This window comes from Massilia jejuensis (assembly GCF_042656795.1).
Classification (GTDB): Bacteria; Pseudomonadota; Gammaproteobacteria; order Burkholderiales; family Burkholderiaceae_D; genus Telluria; species Telluria jejuensis.
Window position 1 is genome coordinate 55,737 of record NZ_JBHSMS010000026.1, and the last position, 18,604, is coordinate 74,340.

General features: G+C 62.0%; 22 protein-coding genes. 3 read left to right on the plus strand and 19 right to left on the minus strand.

Going from position 1 to position 18,604, the window contains the following annotated elements; genetic code table 11:
* The 10 genes from ACFPOU_RS07960 to ACFPOU_RS08005 all read right to left on the minus strand — a co-directional run.
* A partial coding sequence (locus tag ACFPOU_RS07960) for a hypothetical protein (protein ID WP_379719246.1) occupies positions 1-735 on the minus strand: 735 nt, incomplete at its 3' end.
* A gap of 33 nt (positions 736-768) precedes the next feature.
* A complete protein-coding gene (locus ACFPOU_RS07965; protein ID WP_379719249.1) occupies positions 769-1,452 on the minus strand; it encodes a hypothetical protein in 684 nt (227 codons plus the stop codon).
* Between the two features lie 2 nt (positions 1,453-1,454).
* Positions 1,455-1,820, minus strand: coding sequence for a DUF6750 family protein (locus ACFPOU_RS07970; protein WP_379719252.1), 366 nt, complete (start codon positions 1,818-1,820; stop codon positions 1,455-1,457).
* A gap of 79 nt (positions 1,821-1,899) precedes the next feature.
* A complete protein-coding gene (locus tag ACFPOU_RS07975; protein ID WP_379719254.1) occupies positions 1,900-2,403 on the minus strand; it encodes a hypothetical protein in 504 nt (167 codons plus the stop codon).
* Between the two features lie 17 nt (positions 2,404-2,420).
* The gene (locus tag ACFPOU_RS07980; protein ID WP_379719256.1) at positions 2,421-3,539 is read right to left on the minus strand and encodes a hypothetical protein; all 1,119 of its coding nucleotides are present in this window, start codon (positions 3,537-3,539) and stop codon (positions 2,421-2,423) included.
* Between the two features lie 15 nt (positions 3,540-3,554).
* Complete coding sequence (locus ACFPOU_RS07985) at positions 3,555-4,850, minus strand: TraB/TrbI/VirB10 family type IV secretion system protein (RefSeq protein WP_379719258.1); 1,296 nt, start codon at positions 4,848-4,850, stop codon at positions 3,555-3,557.
* A gap of 14 nt (positions 4,851-4,864) precedes the next feature.
* A complete protein-coding gene (locus ACFPOU_RS07990) occupies positions 4,865-6,031 on the minus strand; it encodes a DotH/IcmK family type IV secretion protein (protein ID WP_379719260.1) in 1,167 nt (388 codons plus the stop codon).
* An 11-nt stretch (positions 6,032-6,042) separates the two neighbouring features.
* Positions 6,043-6,327, minus strand: a complete 285-nt coding sequence (locus tag ACFPOU_RS07995; protein ID WP_379719262.1) for a hypothetical protein — start codon at positions 6,325-6,327, stop codon at positions 6,043-6,045.
* 38 nt (positions 6,328-6,365) lie between these two features.
* Positions 6,366-7,031, minus strand: a complete 666-nt coding sequence (locus ACFPOU_RS08000; protein ID WP_379719264.1) for a hypothetical protein — start codon at positions 7,029-7,031, stop codon at positions 6,366-6,368.
* Positions 7,031-7,285, minus strand: coding sequence for a hypothetical protein (locus tag ACFPOU_RS08005; protein WP_379719266.1), 255 nt, complete (start codon positions 7,283-7,285; stop codon positions 7,031-7,033). Before ACFPOU_RS08005 ends, ACFPOU_RS08000 begins: the two co-directional genes overlap by 1 nt.
* 194 nt (positions 7,286-7,479) lie before the next feature.
* On the opposite strand from ACFPOU_RS08005, the gene ACFPOU_RS08010 reads away from it, so the two are divergent.
* Positions 7,480-7,947, plus strand: coding sequence for a hypothetical protein (locus tag ACFPOU_RS08010; protein ID WP_379719268.1), 468 nt, complete (start codon positions 7,480-7,482; stop codon positions 7,945-7,947).
* A gap of 21 nt (positions 7,948-7,968) precedes the next feature.
* On the plus strand, positions 7,969-8,541 hold the full coding sequence (locus ACFPOU_RS08015) for a hypothetical protein (RefSeq protein ID WP_379719270.1): 573 nt from the start codon (positions 7,969-7,971) through the stop codon (positions 8,539-8,541).
* Positions 8,542-8,591: 50 nt separating this feature from the next.
* Here the strand turns inward: ACFPOU_RS08015 and ACFPOU_RS08020 are convergent, their stop codons facing one another.
* Together ACFPOU_RS08020 and ACFPOU_RS08025 are read right to left on the minus strand one after the other, a co-directional pair.
* Positions 8,592-9,437: a hypothetical protein gene (locus ACFPOU_RS08020; RefSeq protein ID WP_379719272.1), complete on the minus strand. Its 846-nt coding sequence runs from the start codon at positions 9,435-9,437 to the stop codon at positions 8,592-8,594.
* A 14-nt stretch (positions 9,438-9,451) separates the two neighbouring features.
* A complete protein-coding gene (locus tag ACFPOU_RS08025) occupies positions 9,452-11,224 on the minus strand; it encodes a hypothetical protein (protein ID WP_379719274.1) in 1,773 nt (590 codons plus the stop codon).
* 333 nt (positions 11,225-11,557) lie between these two features.
* Here ACFPOU_RS08025 and ACFPOU_RS08030 point away from each other — a divergent pair, with 333 nt between their 5' ends.
* Positions 11,558-12,274, plus strand: coding sequence for a hypothetical protein (locus ACFPOU_RS08030; RefSeq protein ID WP_379719276.1), 717 nt, complete (start codon positions 11,558-11,560; stop codon positions 12,272-12,274).
* A gap of 62 nt (positions 12,275-12,336) precedes the next feature.
* Here the strand turns inward: ACFPOU_RS08030 and ACFPOU_RS08035 are convergent, their stop codons facing one another.
* From ACFPOU_RS08035 to ACFPOU_RS08065, 7 genes are all read right to left on the minus strand, one after another.
* On the minus strand, positions 12,337-12,594 hold the full coding sequence (locus ACFPOU_RS08035) for a hypothetical protein (protein ID WP_379719278.1): 258 nt from the start codon (positions 12,592-12,594) through the stop codon (positions 12,337-12,339).
* 2 nt (positions 12,595-12,596) lie between these two features.
* Positions 12,597-13,049 (minus strand): H-NS histone family protein, encoded by a 453-nt coding sequence (locus tag ACFPOU_RS08040; protein WP_379719280.1) that lies wholly within the window; start codon positions 13,047-13,049, stop codon positions 12,597-12,599.
* A 98-nt stretch (positions 13,050-13,147) separates the two neighbouring features.
* Positions 13,148-13,558: a hypothetical protein gene (locus ACFPOU_RS08045; protein ID WP_379719282.1), complete on the minus strand. Its 411-nt coding sequence runs from the start codon at positions 13,556-13,558 to the stop codon at positions 13,148-13,150.
* Positions 13,555-14,040, minus strand: coding sequence for a DUF2726 domain-containing protein (locus ACFPOU_RS08050; protein WP_379719284.1), 486 nt, complete (start codon positions 14,038-14,040; stop codon positions 13,555-13,557). The genes ACFPOU_RS08045 and ACFPOU_RS08050 overlap by 4 nt, the downstream gene beginning before the upstream one ends.
* 67 nt (positions 14,041-14,107) lie before the next feature.
* Positions 14,108-16,630 (minus strand): DNA topoisomerase, encoded by a 2,523-nt coding sequence (locus tag ACFPOU_RS08055; protein ID WP_379719286.1) that lies wholly within the window; start codon positions 16,628-16,630, stop codon positions 14,108-14,110.
* Positions 16,631-16,693: 63 nt separating this feature from the next.
* Positions 16,694-17,533, minus strand: coding sequence for a hypothetical protein (locus tag ACFPOU_RS08060; protein ID WP_379719288.1), 840 nt, complete (start codon positions 17,531-17,533; stop codon positions 16,694-16,696).
* A 68-nt stretch (positions 17,534-17,601) separates the two neighbouring features.
* The gene (locus ACFPOU_RS08065) at positions 17,602-18,459 is read right to left on the minus strand and encodes a hypothetical protein (protein WP_379719290.1); all 858 of its coding nucleotides are present in this window, start codon (positions 18,457-18,459) and stop codon (positions 17,602-17,604) included.
* Positions 18,460-18,604 lie beyond the last annotated feature (145 nt).

An 18,604-nucleotide genomic window follows, 5' to 3' on the forward strand; every position in this document is an offset into this window, starting at 1 on the left:
GAATTCGACGACCGCCTGGATCAGCGTTGGAGGGAACGTGCCCGCCATCACCGCCTCATGGTCGAACCCGACATCGGACAGGGCGTGCGACCAGCCGGCGTCCGGTACCGGATTACTCAGCAGCCATTCGGCATAGGGCATGCGGTTGAAGCGCAGCCGAACCCGCACGCTGTTGTCCATAAAAGGCGTGTAATTCGACGACCAGCTCTGGTACGCGGCCGCGAGCTTCTGCAGCAGCATGTCCTTCGACGGCGCGGCCGGCGGCAGCGCCTTGCCGATCGTGGCGACCAGGGTGTCGTCTTGGAGGTTGCGCGTGGGGTCGTCCAGGTTGTACACCTCGACCGCCATACGCACGGCGTGCTGCACATAGATCACGAGGGCCTTACCGCCTTCGAGCGCGTGGTGCCCGTCGATCCGAATACCGAAGTCCTGTGCGATCTCGGATAGTTTCAGGCCCAGGTACCCAGTGCGACGCACATGATGAAGCTGAGCCTGTCCGAGCTTGCGGAAGTCCTGGAAGTCGCCCGAGGAGATCCACATGGCGTCGTTCGGCAAATCGAAGAGCCCGCGCACGCGGAACGGCTCGCGGTGCGGAAGGAACGCCCACCCTTCGGCCAGCGTGTTGCGGTTGTCGTGCAGGACGATGCCAACCATCAGCTTTTCCGCCACCTCGCGAGGCGTCGGCTTCGGCTCGGCCAGCGCCGCACTACGATGCCTAACATTCGGTTCAAACATCTGATCCTTGTACTTCTATGCTTGTTGTTGTGATTACTGGGCTGCTGTGCGCCTGGTGAAGATCGACGACCAGGAGGAGATAGGCAGCGACGCAAACTCGTCGGCGAACTTCCTCGCTTGCTTGACGACCACGCCCAGGGCGAAGACGACACGAAGGCCCTTGAGAGGCTCCGCGCGCGCTGCATACACTGGCTCGGCCACTTCTTTCATCGCGATCGCAAAATGCGACGCTTTCGAGGAACCCCAGACCGACTCGATGTAATGCGAGTATTCCAACAGGCTTGCATGGAGCACTTTCGCATCAGCCTTCTCCTCCTCCGACGCATCCGGGCTGGCCAGGACATGGCCAATCGTGCGCATCAGGTGCGAGAGATCTGACTGTTTCAGGTCAGGCAGGTATGCCAGCTGCGACACGCTTCCCGCGAGCTCCGATTCGTCGGCCCGAAGCAGACGGCTCGCCAGCTCGCCGATGTGGTTCACCGGATGGCAGAACACGCATTGCGGAGCGAAGTTCTCGTCCGCGTTGTTCGCGTGATTGCAGTCCTTGTGGTGAATCTCCAGGCCGCCGTTCGACTTGACCGAGCAGGCTTGGCACGTGAACTGCGCGCGCTGGAGCACTGCTGGCCGTTTCGCACGATATGCGGCGTCCGCCGCTTCCGCTTGCGGATCGTGGTCGCGGAACGTGTTACGGCTGACGCCTGGAATGAGCTCGGCCATTTTTATTGAATGTTGGTGGTGTTGCTCGATGCCGACGAACCGACGAAGGTCTGGGTCATGGTGTCAGTGGTGGCCGTGATAGCGACCAGGAAGGCGCCAGCAATGACCTTGATGCCGATATGGCTCCATTGAACATCGCCGCCGTCGCGACCTTTCGACTTCTTCAGCATTTCCATCATCGCCCAGCCGATGGCGCCGAGACCGATCAGGAAGAACAGGTAAATCAGCGCTTCCTTGATCACTGGCAGGTTCGAGGTGATGGAGCGAATGCGATCGAAGATGTTCTCAGCGCGCGCCGGCGTGGACACGAGCATGCCAACCACGATCATTGGAATCGAAACCGACCAGATTTTTTTGAGGTTTTTCATTTGGACTTCCCTATAGATTGAGATGATTTCTAACTACATACCCGGTGTATAACCGAATTCTTTTTGCGTGGTTGCAAGCTCAGATGAGCGGAGCAACGAACCGCCATAAATTGACGCCAAAGGCGCCAGCAACGATAAAGACAGCAGCTGTCCAGCCCGGATCTTCGGTCTGCGACTGGCCGCCATCACCTATCTTCACGAGCAAGCGCGTGCCTTTGAGGATCGCCAGGACGCCGAGGGTTGCCATCCAGGCGAGCACGCACTGGAGGATCATTTTCGGCACGCTGTCGCCGCCCCCAGGCATGACCGACATGGAATTCGTCACAGGCATCGCGAGGCCTGTCACGGTCAGCACCTGCATGTTCAGGTAGGCATGTGCGTTGATGAAGAAGGTGCCGACGATGAACCTCGCCGACACCGATCCCCATCCGTAGGTGCGGCGTGCGTCGTTCCACTTCAACATCCGCTGCGCGGCGCTACCAACCAGGAACCAGCCCAGGCACAACGAGCAGACGCCGATCGCAAATTCCTTGATGACCTCGGCGCCTTCGGTGAACGAGGCGAGCAGTGCTTGAAGATCCATGACGCTCTCTCGCCCTATTACTGGTAACGAACGCCGTTGACCTCAACGACTGGATTGCCGGCGGCGTCGACCGCGACCGATCCGACCGTACCGAGCCCTGGGATGGCCTCACCTGCTGCGACGCGATGCTTCACGCCACCGAAATCGACCAGCGCAGTCGTGGCGCCATGACGGGTGGAGACGCCGATCACGCGAACACTGTCATTCGAGAGCATCGCAGGCCGGCGCACATCGACCGCCGACGAAGCCGAAACTGGCCGATACGTTGCCGTTGGCAGTGCGGCTGGCGCTGGTGCCGGCGCAGCGACACGGGCCTGAGCTGGCGCGACGCGGGCTTGTGCCGCCGCTTTCGCAGCCTGTGCACGCTGGCGCGCCTCTTCACGCTCGTAGCGAGCCAGACGCTTCTCCAGTGTGGCCACGCGCGACGCGAGTTCGTCAGGCGATGCGGTAACTGCTGGGGCCTTTTCCTTGACCATCACCAGCTTCTCGGGCGGGGCTGCTGCAGGCTTCGGCTCAACCGGCTGGGCTGCTGGCGCTGGCGCAGGTGCCGCGGCCGCGACGGCTGCCGGCGCTGGTGCGGGTGTCGGTGCTGGTGTGGGCATTGGCGCGGGCTGTACTGGTGTCGCAGCAGGCGCAGGCGCTGGAGCGCTTGCTGGCGCTGCGGCAGCTGGGGTCTCTACAACCGCATGGTGCGCGCCTGGGGCGGCATCCACCGGCGCTGGCGCTGGCGCGCCGCCCATCAGGGTCGCCGTGTCCCCGGAAGCACCAGGTGCACCCATCTGCTCTGCCGCAGCTGGCGGAGTGGCAGGCGGGGTCGGAGATGCATTGATCTTCTGGGGGCCCGGATCGAGAACGAGGATCAAAGCGAAGAAGGCGAAGAGGATGCCGCCGGCACCGTACATGACCTTCTTGCCGGTCGAGAGCGGCTTCTTGGTCTTGACCTTGCCGATCTTGACCGACGCCGCCGGTGCTGCACCGATCGTTGCGTTGGCGGGAGCGGCGCCAAAGCCCGCTGCGGGCTCTGCGCTCGGAGCAGGCTGGCCGAAAGCGTGCTGGTTGGCCGTGCCCAGAGGATCCATTTGAGCGCCGAGGCCTGGCTGGGTTGCGCCCAAAGCGCCGTAGAGGTTGTCAGACATGTTGTTTTTCCCTTTTTACTTGTTGCCCTGGCGAGCCCGGCCAGCGAGATCGGATTGGTAGATCGATTCTTCAAACACGAGACCGAACTGCGTACCAGGTGCGAGCGTGACGTGACCTTCCTGTGGGCCGGTGGCCAGTGCGCGCGACACCTGGTTGGCGCCGGACGAGTACATGGCGTTACGGGCTTGCTCGGCCGACGGTGCCGGGATCTGCTGACCACCGGTGACGATGCCACCGCCGTTACCAGCTCCTGGAATCGGGACGGCGATGACCTGGGTAGCGACCTGCGCGCGCGCGCCAGCGTAGGCTTTCACGCCTTCCGCGAGCACTGGGAAGACATAACGCTGGGCGTAGCGGCCGTCGTACTCGCCGCGGACGATGTCGCCGCCGACTTCTCCATCCATACCGTAGGCCGAAATCTTGAACGTGCGACCTTTGAATGTTGCTTCGGTAAAGTCCGCCTGGAAGCCCTTGTCGCCGATCCGCTGGGCCGAGCCTTTCACGACCGCGCCCGCGAGCGGGCCGCTGTTGATACGCGCGCGCAGTTTGCCTGGCGTGTCCGAGTCGGCACCGCTGATCATTTCTGCGGCATGCGGCATGTCATACGCTTCCACGACCATTAGGTCATTCGCGGGGCGTTGCGTCGATGCCTGGCCAGCGTTGCCCTGGCCACCCTGGGAGTCCGAAGCATTTCCGCTTTTACGTGAGTCGCGGATGTAGGTCGACAGAGTGCGCTGTCCGTCGCCCTGCCCCATTCCCCAAGCAGTCATCATTGAATCCATCTGCTTTTCGAGGCCTTTCAGCCGATCCTGATCAGTGCCGGCCGGCGCGGTCTGCGCAGGCGCCTGAGCAGCAGGTGCTGGCTGCTGGGCATACTGATCGACGCGCATTTCCCCCTGCTGGGTGATCGGCTGCTGCTGCGTGCCCTGCATGTTCGGCTGAGCCGCACCAGCACCAACCTGATTGCCCACGGCGCTCTGGCCGCCAGTCAGGGCAGCTGCGATGCGCTCGTTTTCCTGCTTGGCCATCGCGGCGCGGTCGGCTTCGCTTAACATACCGGTGACGACAGGCTGGTCGGACTTGGACTCGACGATCGCCGACGCCTTCTTTTCTTCACGATCGCCGCCACCAAACGACAGGAGCAGCAGCAGCAGGAGTGCGGTGCCGACTACGCCGCCGATGACGATCATGTTGCGCTTGCCCTTTGGATCCCAACGTGGCTTCGCTCGCACAGGGCTAGGGGCGCCGCCGCCGATCGAGGCGCTCGATGCAGGCGCTGCGCCTGGGATCGGGGTGTCGTTTGCTTCCATCAGATTTCCTTTTCTTATTTCAGGCGAGCCGCGGTGGCGACTGGCGGGATATACGGCAGATCGAGCACCGCGTTGACCTCGCGGCCATCGACACCCATGCGAATGAGGGACGTGTAGGGGAGCTTGTAGACGGCGGTGCCATCAACAGCTGCCTGACGGTTGAACCAGCCAGGGCTAAAGATCGTGTGCGGCGTGCGCACGTAGAGGTGACCCCGCCACATCCATGCGGAAGTGGTAGCGACCTGGGCGACCTTGACGTCGACCGCACCCTCTGGCGGAATGCCCATCAGGAAGCCCTGCATGTCGCCGACCTGGGTGCCACCGTCAGCTTCGAGGCGGTCGCCAGGCAGAACGCTCTTCGCTGGAGTCAGCACAGGCACCACGGCCTGGATCATGCTGTCGACGGTCTTGCTTTCGTTGCCGACGCGTACCTGCAGCAGGATCGGGTTAGGCACGCCGACCAGGCGGATCATCACGTTTCCACGGCCGCTGATAGCTTTGGCCGTCACCTCAACGGTCGACGAGCCACGCTCCTTCACTTCGTCCGTCTGCAGGACGCCCACATCGAACGCGTAGGAAAAGCTCTTGGCGCCGTCGACGATCAGGGGCGAACCAGACCGATCCACAAACGTCACCAGAGCGCCATGATTGAATGCGATGTCGATCGAGCCAGGCCGCGAGTTCGGCTCGAAGCTGATCGGCATGATCCGGCTGCCCTTGACGGTGTAAGGGCCGCCAGGGGTTTCCGCCATCGCGCGCGCGCGCTCGTACATCAGTGCCTCGAACTTTCGGATCTCTTCAGGATCCATTGGCGAGACGCGCTCGATGGCCTCGGCCGGGTAGTCGATCTTCGCGGCTTTCAGGTTCGGATCAGGCAGTTCACCGCCCGACACGCGACGACCACCGGCCGGGCCACTCGCTGCGCCGGTTGCAGGGCCACTTGCGCGACCGGCCGGGCCGATGTCGTTCGATGGGCCATTTGCCGAGGTGTTCTTATTCGGTGGATTGGCTTTATCCCAGTTCTGCTGCGCTTCCTGGCGCGAAGGAAAGTTCTCGACCACGACGCCCTTGCTTTGCGTTGGGGCGGCTTGGCCAGCTGCAGCGGCGGTCTGCACGTTTTGTGCACATACAACAGAACACGAGTAGGCAAAAAAAGCCACGACTGATGCTTTTAACTTCATGGGAGGGACTTTCAGAAGAAGCTGCGACCGGCCACGAGATTGATGCTCTGGCGGAACGAGAAGATGGAATACAGGTATTGACGGACGTAGCCGTTTGGAGCGCGGCGCATCGCGTCCACGAGTTCCAGGCGCGGGCAGATATAGGGGTCGATGTCCTCGATCCACTCTGCGAACTCCGGGTGCTGGAGCAGGACACGCTCATGCTCAAGTTGGCACAGTTCGATGACTTGCGCTTCGTCGCCGGCAAGCAGAAGCTGCAGCTCTGCATCGCTCAACGTCTTGGTCTCAATATTCATGGGTGATACTTCCTTATCTTCAGCTTCGCCGGCTGTTGTTATTGCTGCCACGGTACCAGAACGACGTTTTGGAGGCGCATCCCTTCGATGTGGGAATCATAGGACACCCGGACGACGTCGGTCTGGAATGCGTACGCGATGGGACGCGAGGTGGTATTGGCCTTGCCGCCACGGTAGCCGATCTCGATCACGCCCTGGATCTTGAACACGTTGCGCGCGCCGGCGCCGGAGCCCATCACCGACCTGGTGTTGATGAATGGCTGGATGACGTAGCTGCCGGCCATGTTGATGTCGTCCTTCTTCATGCGCTCCAGGAACGGCTCCATCACCTTGCGCACCGACTCGCTGCCACCGCCGGTGAAGCACTCGCCGATAGTGCGCTCAACGGTCGTCTGATAGTTGTGGAAGGCGTGGTTGAACAGTCCGTTGAGGCAATCGCCGGCCATGCGCGTGATTCGCGCGTCAGGCGGGTCGCCCTTGGTCAGCGGGAGAAGCGGGTAAGCCCGGCCGTTGGCGTCGAGCGCAACACGCTCACGCTCAGGCTTGCTGGTCATCATAACCAAGCCGCCGATAATACCGATCGCGCCCGCGAGCACAGCTGGGACGATCGCTTTTGTCAGCTTCGTGTTCAGGTCACGCAGGCGGACGACTTCCGTGTGCAGGTCAATCCCGAACAGATCGGGGGCTTGGGTTTGTTCAGCCATTACTGTTTCGCTCCTACTGCCTGAATCGGCATCACTACGATCGGGTGTTCACGGCCAGCAGTATCCATTCCGACCACATCAGCATCTGAGCGCATCATCGCCCCAGATCCCAGGACAACCGCGCCAAGTGCAAGCCATGCCCCGGAGACCACTGCAGCCTTGACTAAGGCGCCGTTGAGCGACCTCTGCTTCAGGTAGCTCTCGTAGTCGCTCTCCGCTGCTTCCTCGACACCACTTTGCTCGATTTCAGGCACTGCCAATCTCCGAAAATATCGACGAATACTTGTCGTCAGGCAAGATGATTTCACAAAGCGTAACCCCGGTCAATTGCATAGCGTTAGGTATCGGGAGCCACCTAACGCTCGGGAAAGACCTGCTTTTTGCGTTTCTACGCGCATAGCAGAATTTTTGTGCCATACTCATACAACGTAACAACCGAAAAAAAATTATGAATGAGAATCGCTTTGTTGCTGTTGGACGAATTGAACGACTGATCCCTGTGCCACGCGGCCTGAAGTTGATCATCGGAGGGCCTGGCCCGGCCAAAGGGCTGGTTGCGGTCGAGCTGCAAGACCCCGAGTTGCTCAAGCTGGTATCAAACCCGAATACCGGCTTTGCCGCAGGCGACATCGTCAGCGTGGGCGGCCGCCTGGAGTTCGATGTAGACACCCTCCAGAACATAGCTGTGGCCGCCCCAGACTCGGTATCGAGGATCGCTCGCGCACCAGGTAAAGCTGAGCAGGCACGCGCGCAGGCTGCACCGCCCGCAGGCGCCGGCTTGTTCGGCGTCTGCCAGAAGCCTGCAGCGGGCGCCCGCTCCGGCGGCGCTGCGCACGTGCCGCCATTGCCGCAGGGATTCCCAGGTTACACGCCCTTCGATGCCGAGCCAGTCGGGCTCTCCGACATATCCCTGTAGAACCTCACCTCACGCAACGTCATGACAACCTCTTCCTCCTTGCAAAAGGCAGACACCAACTCGACTGCGTCCGCCGCGCGCTCGGCCGGCTTCAACAAGCGCGAGTTCAGCAAACTCGTCGCCGCACGCTTCGGCGTAACGCTGGAGGAAGGCGCCTTGTTCTTCGACGAGATCGGGCAGCGAATGGGCGAGGGCCTGGCCGCGGGAGAAACCGTGTTCCTCTTCGGTCAAGGCACGTTGAAGGTCGTGAAGAGCCGCGGCGCCACCGAGGATGTCCGGATCAGGTTCCGCCCGACCACGCGCACCGAAAAGACTGCAGCTGTGGCAATCGAAGGGCTACCAGGGATAGCCGCCGGCGTGATCAAGGATGTGCTGCCGATCAGCAGCATCTCCGCCGGCGATCGCGCGCTGCAGGTCGACCGCGCATGCGTGGCAGAAGGCCGCGGCGGCAAGCTCGTGATCTACAAGGATGACGAGGGGCAGTACCGCGGCGTTTTGACTGCCCCAGGCACGGCCCCGGCCGAATCCATCATGGCCACGAAGAAGGCGGCCAAAGCATGGCTACGAGAAGCGTTTGCGCTCACCCAGCGCTAAACGAAAAAGCCCCGGACTAGCCGGGGCAAACGGAACTACTTTTGCTGGAATCAGCGTGGCGCGGGGTCGAGGTCGAAGTCCTGGTCGTTGTCGTCCCCAGGCGGCGCCGGCAGGCTCACCGTGATGTGCTCGATCTGCTCGAAACCAGCACCAGCGAGCTTGGCCGGAATGTCGTTGTAGTTCCCGGCGTTCGCAACAGCCACCTGAACAGCCGCGCGGACGTCCTGCTCGCTCATGCCGGCCGGCGCGCTCAACGACACCACCTGGTTCGGGTTGCCGTTATCGAGGTGCACGATGGTCGTCGCGTTGGCGCTGCGCTCGCGCATCGTCTGCTCTTCCCGCACCAGCTCGGCAAAGGCCTGGCAGAACATGAGCGGGTATTTCGCCATCGCTTCCTTCGCGCTCGGCGCACCGCCCAGGGCAGCTGCTCGCGACATCTTCTCCATCACCGCCTGAAGGTCTTGCGAGTGTACTTCCTGGCCCGACTGACCTTGCACGGCAACCTTCGTCCACTTCCAGGCCGATACCCCGCCGCCCGCGACAGCTGCCTGTAACGCCTCACCTACAGCGTCAAGGGACTTCTGGCTGACCACGACGGTGCCGTCGGCCGCCGGCTGCGCCGACTCGCGAAGGGCTGCAAAGGCTTGTACGAGCGAGGTCGTTGCGGGCACGGCAGTTTTGACGGACGACGCTTCGCCCGCAAGCTCCATCACTTGGGCCGAGACCATGGCGCTGTCCAGACCATCCAGGGCGGCATCCAGCGGCTGCCCGGCGCGGCGCAGGCGCGTTACTTCTTCGGAGCGCTGCACGATCTCCTGGATCTGCTCTTGCGTGAGCTCCACGAATGAGGTGCTTACCGCACCCTGGCTGTCAAACCGGTTCAATTCAATACGCATCGTCGTTTCCTTCATCAGTTAAATACAAGTTCTTGAGGATCTGCCTGAGCCGCCTGGTCGGCAGCGTCATCACGGTGCTGCCGGCTTTCCTGGGCGCTTTCTGGGCCGCCCGCTGGCGCTGCATGACCGCTTTCTGCCAGGCCTTCCTTGTGGGCGCGCACGATCTTGGCCAGGAAATCGGTCGGGGACACGGCATTACCGCGAATCCAGCTGCACACCGATTTCACCAGGTCCTGCGCCTTGGGGAACACCTTCGACAGAATTCGGCTGGCGCCGGCTTTCGCTTCAATACTCATCGCCAGGTTCTCGATGCGCGAGAGCGGCATCTGGCCCTTGCGCCACAGAGCGTATGCGTGGGCGGCGGCCTCCTCCCAGCTCGCCATCGCCTGCTTCGCCGCATCGTGCTCACCGTGCGACAGCAACAGGCGGACGGTACGCACCAGCAGCGGCGCGCCGTAAGCAAACTGGCGCTGGACATCCTCGCGCTCGCGCGCGCTGAAGTGGTGGTCGAGCACCAGGTGGAAGCCTTCGTGATCCAGGGCCGCCACAGGGTCAGCTGCGTTGAAGGCGATGCGCGCGGTGCGGCCAACCAGTTCCGCAGCCGGGCGCTGCTCCTCGTGGGCCGACATGATCTCGCGGACGATCGAAACACGCATGCGCACGTCGTCGCCCAGGCTGGTGTCGGCGCGCAGCTGCAGCGCCTTTTCCAGCTGTGCTGCGCGAATTGGGTCGAAGCTGGCCTGCTCGATCACTCGGGCATGGGAATAGACCGGGGCGTTCATGGTGAACTTCTCGCGCATCAGCTCGGTCACCGGCATCACCGCCATGCGACGGGTCTGGCCCTTGAGCTCGAAATCAGCCAGGTGCAGCTCGGACTGGAACGGCTTGGCCAGCTTCTTCGCCAGGCTTGGAACGATCTTCATGTAGAACTCGTCCAGGCCGGGGTTGCCGAAACGACCACCATTGGCCATGGACGAACCGCTGATCCAGGTCAGCTGGGCGCACCCCTGCTCGACCGCCACCAGCATCGCACGACGCAGCAGGAAGTTCGTCCAGTGCTCGGTCTCGGTCACGAGCGGCGCACGCTTGTACACCCCTTTCCAGTCATTGGCCCGGCCCTTTTGTGCCCAGTCGCTCTGCAGCTCGTGCACGAAGAGAGTGCTCACGCCGTTGATCACCTTTACCGACCAGCGCATGTGGGCGAAGTCGGCACGTGCGTCCGGGCACATGGCTTGGAGTGAGGACGAGAAGTGGGTGCTCAGGGTAACGCCGGCGGCCACGCCATCCTGCTTTTCCATGAGGGTTGACCGGCGGGCATCCAGGCGGAACACGGCGTCTGGATCTCGGCCGAGCTCCTCGAAGTCGAAATTAAGCGCGGCGATCCGGTCATCCAGGTCAGCGATACGGTCGGCCAGGTCTTCGTCCACCGTGGGGAAGTAAAACAGGCTCTCGTTATAGTCCTCGCCGGCTTCCGCGAAAGAATAATCGCGATAGTGCGTGTTGCTACCGGTCAGGCGGGCTTCCTTGATCGAAGGCAGCGCAAAGGAAGCAACCTCGGCCAGCTCCTCGCGCGTAACCTGGCGTTTACCCTGGTCTTGCAGCCACTCGATCACGTTGGAGTCGACGATCTCGGACTGCTTGATGCCTTTCTGGGAGAAACCATTGATCACGTGGATCCATTGCTGGGCCTGCTGCTTGGGTTGCTTATAAGCCGCGATCTCTTGCGGCAGGCGCCAGGCGAACATTGGGAACGCGCCGCCTGTGAGTTGGAATACCTTTTTTGCCATTTTGCTGTCACCGGTGTGGGTTTGAACTGATGGTGCCATCTTGGCACAAGCTCTTCTGTCGGTCAGTGCAACCACGCCCAGCAACAAGGCGGCCTCACGAGTGCAACCACGCCCGGCCGCGGCACTATCATGGCCGAGGTGGGTCAGAGTGACCTCCGCACGTAGGTCGAATAAACTACTGTGCTTATATACAGTATATTTCGGTATAACCGGCGTCCTGCTATAAAACGCAAAGAAATACATCGGTATAGTGCGCAGGATGGCGGAATATACGCTTTCCCGAAAAATTTCACATCAGAATAATGCTTTGCGGGAATACGCCCCGCTACAACCATGGCCAAGCCCTCCCCTCTCCGAAACAAGACCCAGTTGCTGATGTCGAAAGAGATCCTGAACGACAAAAATGTCGCCAAGACGCTTGGCATCACAGAACGGTCAGCCGCCAACCTGCTTCAGCGTTGGGCCAATGAGGGCACCGTGTTTCGGACGGCACCAGGCATCTACATGAGCGTGCTGGCCGAGAGCGACAAGGATCGGTTGATCCTGGAGAGCCTGAAGAAATGCGTCGGCACGAATATCGTCCTGGTGGGCGCCTCGGCCTTCAAGCGGGTGGGATGGTGCGACAGCGACACTCTCCACGTGGCCGTACCGTGGCGGCCGTCACGATCGGTACCGCGGGTGCGTGATACTGTGATCTACCCTGTAGGGGCGAAAGTCTGGCTGCAGCTCGCGAAGCAGTCGATCCAGATGGACTTGGATCGGCCGCCCCTACTACATCCTGTCAGCCAGATGCTTTGGTGGATGGATCAGGACTGCCCGATCGAGATGCCGGCAACAGACCGTATCAACTGGAAGGCGATCAACGCCGAGCCCCAGGTGGCGCAAGCGATGCAAAAGCACTGGGCCGACGCCCTGCCGGAAGGGTTCGACGTGGAGCTCTTCTACCGCATGTTGCACATGGATCGCCTGACGGGACGTGTCGCCGGCCGGGCTGAGCCACTGGATGTGGACGAGACAGCTGCTACGGACACCGCGGGCTATTCCGGCTGACCAATGAAAAAAGCACCAGGGGACAGTCTCGCTGCCACGCCTGGTGCTTTTCGATGAGGGGTTTAGATGACCGTGCCGACGCGGTCGAGTTGGGCCTGCTGTGCTGGGTTGAGGCTTTCCCTGGTCGCGATCTGAACGACGCGGCCCGTAGCGGCCTCCAGTTCGCTGGTGGCCACGTGCACCTCCATGGCCGACGCTGGTTCGGTGTGGAGGAATATCCTCAGTTCACCTGCATCATCGAGCAGGGTTGCGGCACCGAGGTGGTGCGCATCCAGTATTTGTCGGGCGGGCTTCGAGGTTATATTAACTATACTGGTCATGATTATTCCTTGTTATTCACTGCGACATCGGACTTCACAAGGAAATCCTCTTTTTTTGCCCCTGCTTCTAACAGCGGCACCATCCACGTAGGCGGCTTTCCACGCCCCGACCATCCCTGACCGTCTGGCCCTTGGTACTTGGCCTTCACCTGCGATCTGCCGTCAGCCTTGACGCCCTCGATCATTTGCGGGACGCCGCCACCTGGCACACTTGGCTGAGCGGTCGACGAAAGCCCACTTCTACGGGGAGCACCAGAGCGAGTTGTAGCTGGCGCGAAGCCCAATTCTTCCGGCTTCAGGTCGTACATCCGGATCTTCTCAACCACGTCAGCGATCGCCTTCACGCGGTTCTGCTCGCGCAACTTGGCTACCCGCTCCTGGGCGCGTTGAAGCTCCTCCATGGCGCTCAACAGCTCCTGATCTTCGGGTGCTGCGTTGTCTACCGCTTCGGTCACATTTAACCCCTGCTATATTCGAGTAATCAGTATATAAAGCATTATTCCTCTCTGTCAAACAATACTGCTATATATACTAGATTTATAATGAATAATACCTAGAAGGGCGAGGGATGCTGCTGCTCGTCCGGTGCGTCTGTATGGGCCAGCGCCATCGCACAGGCGATGAGGGCCTCTGCCGGGCTGGCGAAGCGCTCGGGCGACGCACCACCCTCGGCATTCACCCACTGGTAGGCGATGAAACCGGGTTCGCGGGTGAGCCGGCATCCGGCCCGCTCGACCTCGTCCAGGATAGGCAGCAGCAGCCTGGTCGACTCACAGCAATCGAGCCAGGCCAGCTCGGGTGACGCGAAGGTCTCACGCGACTGCGCATCGAGCGCGCCGGTGCCACATGCTTTCCAGAAGTAGCTGTCAGCCGCATCGCCGTTCTCGACGGCGTCCCACACGTGCACCCGGTACCCGGCCGCCAGCGCGAGCTGCTTCAAGACGTCGTGTGGGGTAATGGTCATGCCGCGGCTAAGGCAGCTGCGGCCTGTTGAACAGCGCAGACATCAGCAGCAATCTGGTCTTCGCTCGGCTTAGCGCGGGACTGATAGCGCAACGTCCGGATGCCGGCGGCGCTCATGTAGCTGTCGCGGATGGCGTCACGGCTTGCAACGTGGGTGCGGTCATCGAGCTCGATCACGAGGACGATCGCCCACTGGGCATCGAATACAGCGAAATCGACAATCTTCTGGGAGACGCGGCGGAAGTCGCGGAGCCTGGTCTGGCCGTTCAGCGCGGTTGGCTCGATCAGGGCGTGCATCGCTACCTGGGGACATACGTGCATACCAACCAGCGCGCGAGCCAGCCTACCTTGGAATTCCAGCTCGTTTGGCGTCATGACGGCGCGCTTGCGGTATGCCGGCGCCTTCGGTCTGGACGACAGCAGCACATACGCGATGATCGCCGCGGCGACCAGGATGATCAGGATGGCGAGGAAAATCTTCATGTGCAGGAGGACTAGAAAGTGCAGTGAAGGCCCGCCCCTGCATTTGAGGGGCGGGGAGGTGCGGTGATCAGTCGAAGAACAGCTCGACCTTATGTTCCTTCGTCAGCTTGTAGCCGGCCGAGAAGCCCTTGCCCGTGCGAGTGCTCAGGAACCCGCCGCACACCGGGGTTTTCTTCTTGTCGAGGAAATAGTCGGCTTCGACGTCGCTCATGCGCCGGCCGGAGATCGTGCGATAGAAGAAGTAGTCGCCTTTCTCGCAGCTGAAGGTGGTTTCGAGCGCACGCATCGTTCCTTTGCATTTCGGACACGGCTTGGTGAGCGCCGGCGCCGCCGCCAGCGTGGCCGGATCAGCTTGCTCCCGCGGCGCAAAAGCGAACTCGACCTTCCAGTCGTCGGTCAGCTTGAGCATCGCCGCAAAGGCTTTCCCGGTTTTCCCGCTGACGAACCCTTCTAGGTTGTCCGTGACCCGCGCCTGCAGCAGCTGCGTTACCTCGGCCGGCGTCAGGGTGCGCGACAGCAGCTGGCGCTTGATGTCGACGCCGCACTGGCGTTCGCACGAGTACGACGAAATTCCACCTTTCACCGCCCCCCCGCACTTCGGACAAGCGACGCCGAGGGTGACCGCTTCCACAGCGGGCGCCTTCAAGCGGATAGCATCGAGCATATCGCGCGTCGCCTGCTCGATCTCGTGCATGAAGGCGGTGCGCTGGTATTTCCCTTCGCTCATGAGCTTGAGCTTGTGCTCCCATTCGCCGGTCATTGCCGGCGACGTCAGCGCGCCGACACCGATCTGGCGCAGGAAGTTGACCAGGCCGATCCCCTTCTCGGTCGGCACCAGGTAATTCTTGTCCCGCACGACGTACGGCTCCTTCGTCTTGCCACCAGAGCCGGCCGTGCTCAGGAGACCCTCGATCGTGGCGGCGCGCGTCGCCGGGGTGCCCAGGCCACGCTCGGCCATCGCTTCGCTCATCTCGCTGTCATCCACCAGACGCCCGGCGTGTTCCATGGCGGACAGCAAAGCCGCCTCGGTCATGCGCTTTGGCGCCTGGGTCTTGAGTGCCTTGATGGCCATGGCCTTCGTCGAAACGCGCTCTGCAGGCGCCAGCGGTGGGAGGGCTAGGGTTTTGTCGTCATTGTCGATCAGCGCGCCGTAGACCGCTTTCCAGCCTTCCAGCTGCATCACACGGCCGCTCGATCGGAATTGCTCGCCCGCGACCGTGGTGATGCGCACAGTTTGCTGGTACTCGGCAGCTGGGTAGAAGGCGGCAATGAAGCGGCGCACGATCATGTCGTAGATCGCGTCTTCCGCTTCCGTCAGGCCCTGGGGCTTCACGCCGGTTGGGATGATCGCAAAGTGGTCAGAAATCTTGGCGTCGTCGAAGATCCGCTTGTTCGGACGCACCCAGTCGCTTTTCAAGGCGCGTTGGGCGTGAACCTCGTACTTGGTACCGCCCAGGTCTGCGAGGATCTGCTTGGCTGGCTCGACGTAGTCTTCCGGGAGCGCAGTCGCATCGGTACGCGGGTAGGTGGCCACCTTATGGTGTTCGTACAGGGACTGGGCGATCTTCAGGGTGTCGGCTGCCGAGAGCTTGTATTTCTTGTTGGCCTCGCGCTGAAGCGTCGTGAGGTCGAACAGGCGCGGGGCGATCTCGGTCAGTGGCTTCGTCTCGTCACGAACGGACGACGGCGCGGCCCCGCGGCACTTAGCGAGGATTGCTTCGGCATCTTCCTTCTTGGTGATGCGGTACTTGGCGCCCTCGCCATCCTCACCTGCAGCACCACCAGCACCAGCGTTATACCAGCGACCAGGATAGTTACCTGCTGCGGCGCCGAACGTGCCGTGCACCTCGAAGTAGTCGACCGGCTTGAAATTGCGGATCTTCTCTTCGAGGTCGACGATGATAGCCAGGGTCGGCGTCTGCACGCGGCCGGCCGACATCGACTGATAGGCGCCGCGGACGATCTGGTGCAGGATCGACACGCCGCGCGAGCCGTTGATGCCCACCAGCCAGTCGGCCTCGGAGCGGCAGCGCGCTGCGTCGCCAAGGCGATCGTAATCGGAGGCCGGTGCCATGCGGTCGTACGCTTCGCGGATCGCATCCGGCGTCATCGACTTCAGCCACATGCGTTTGCACACCTTGCGACAGCCGGCGGCCTCGTAGATCAGGCGGAAGATGAGCTCGCCTTCGCGGCCGGCGTCGCACGCGTTCACGACCGAGGTTACGTCCGGACGATTCATCAGGCGTTGAAGGAGCTTGAAACGGGTGAGAGCGCGTGGATCTTCGATCGGACGAACCTCGAACTGCTGCGGGATCACCGGCAGCGTCTCAAGGGTTTTGCCGCCTTTATCGGCGCCTGGTGCAACGACCGTGGCCAGGTGGCCGGCAGCTGCGGAAATGACGACGTCGGCGCGCTCAAAGCCGTCTGCGGTCTTGGTGCAGTTGCCGATCGCCTTGGCGATGTCCGCAGCGACGGATGGCTTCTCGGCGATGATCAGGGTTTTGGTCATGATGGCCTCGTGGGAGAGAGTCGCCGCCAGGTGGTGTCGGCGGCAGGTGGTCTTGTAGGGGGTGCGATTGTGTTTGCCCAAGCGCGTTGGCTGGCAAACACAATCGGGCTGCAGCAGGGCGTGCCGGACACGCCCTGCGTTCGATCAGCGCATGCCTGGGCCTTCTGGCTCGTCTTCTTCCGGCGGGAAGTCGTGGCCGAGGCCGATGTCGTCAGCAGTTAGCGTGCCGCCGGGGAGTAGTCCATTCAGGTTCAGCAGGCTCATGATGTTGGTATGGGCGGGCTGCAGCGCAGGGCCGGCAGGTTGAACTGCCTGCGGCAGCTCGGCAACTTCCTGAACGGGCTGGGTCGACAGCAGCAGCTCGCGGGTACGGAACGCATCGAAGATCTCGACGGTTTCCGCCTTCGATTCTTTCGGCGCCGTGGCAAACGTCATGGTGTCGGCCACCTGACGGCCTTCGCGCACAGCTTCCGGATCTGCGGTCAGGAAGATGGTGGTCGTCTCGACGGTGGTTACCTGCTTCTTTTCCACGACCTGGATACCGGCGTTGGTGAGCTCGTCGGCGATGCGGCGCAGATCCGAGTTGGCACCTTCACCCATCAGCTGAGCCAGCAGCTGGCCCTGCACGACGCCGTCTTGGCCGCGGGCGCGCTCGCGGGCAGCGTCGGACAAGCGGCGCAGGTACTGCAGGCCCAGGATCGCTTTTTCGTGTTCGCGATCCACCGACACGCGCTCGATCAGCGCCACGTTCGAAAGGATCACCGGCCCCAGGGAGCGCACCAGGTCAGGCAGGCGATCGTCTGGGACGAGGACGATGTCATCGCCTTGGCGCGCGATCTTGCCGAACAGGCCGGGCCCGAACATGTGTACTGCAGGGGCGAGTTGTGCGAGTGCGTAACGAGCACCGGTGGCACTGGCCAGGACGACGAAATCGCCAGGCATCGAGGCAGCTGCGGAAGTTGGTTGGGAGCGGTGAATGGTCATGACAATCCTTATCGAAGTTATTGGCGGTTGTGCCATGTCGCTACGATAGGATTTTTGGGCAGGCGTGGTTACAAATTCGGCGGCTGGCCAGCTACTTCATACCGTTCAATATCATCGACCAGCTTGAGCTTTCGCTCTCGCTCGCGGCTATTTCGCTGCACCAGGCGATCGATGTAGCGCTCCAGCCCCGCGCCATCGAGCACCTCCCCTGCGAGCGTCTCGAAGCGGCCGTCTCGCCAGCGAAGCCCGATCTTGCCGGCCATGGCATCCCGCACCTGGCTGCTGTCCCCCGGCTTGTCCGCATAGCATCCCTTCTCGGAGAACCTCGTTACGCGAAGTCCGCACCTGGGACACGTGGGAATCGAGTACATCGGCGCCCATAGATCGAGACCACCCAGGTCACCACAGCTCTTGACCTCGAAACGCAGTGCTTCGGTACCATCGTCGGCTTGAACGTCCACCAGGCGCGCGCCGATCGCACCAGAGCGGCAGGTAACGAGCTTGTAGGGGAGCGGATCAGGTAGTTCCAGCAGCCCAAACGGCCCCGCCAGTGCCGCCGGTACTGCCCGATAGTCGAAGAGCTCCGGCCGCGCGCGCAAGGCGCCCTGGAGTTCAGCTACTGGTACACGCATCGAGCGGCTGCCTGCTGCAGTGCCGAGCCACCCTTCCGCAATGTACTGGCGCCAATATATGCGGTGTACACCGGTTACGATGGCCAGCTGCGCCAGGGTGAAGCCACGAGTTTTGATCATCTCGATCAGCTGTCGCAGCCTGACTTGCACCTCCGCTGTATTTGTCGCAAGCAGAGCTGCGGTCTCAGCTACACTGGATTGTTCCACCGTTGCGGTCAGCAGCCGCTCGTAACGCTCGGGCCGCCACCCGTCGTACTGGGGCAGCACCCCATGCGCTCGCAGGAAGGTGCCCATCGTGCTCAAGGAAACGCCGTACCTGGTCGCAAGCGATGCCAGCGTCTGCGTTTCGAGTGCCCTACGCAGCTCTGGTAAATGCTCTTCTGTCAGGAGTCGGCTGCGGGGCATGCGTTTGTATCGTGTTTATAAAACAGAACAGGTG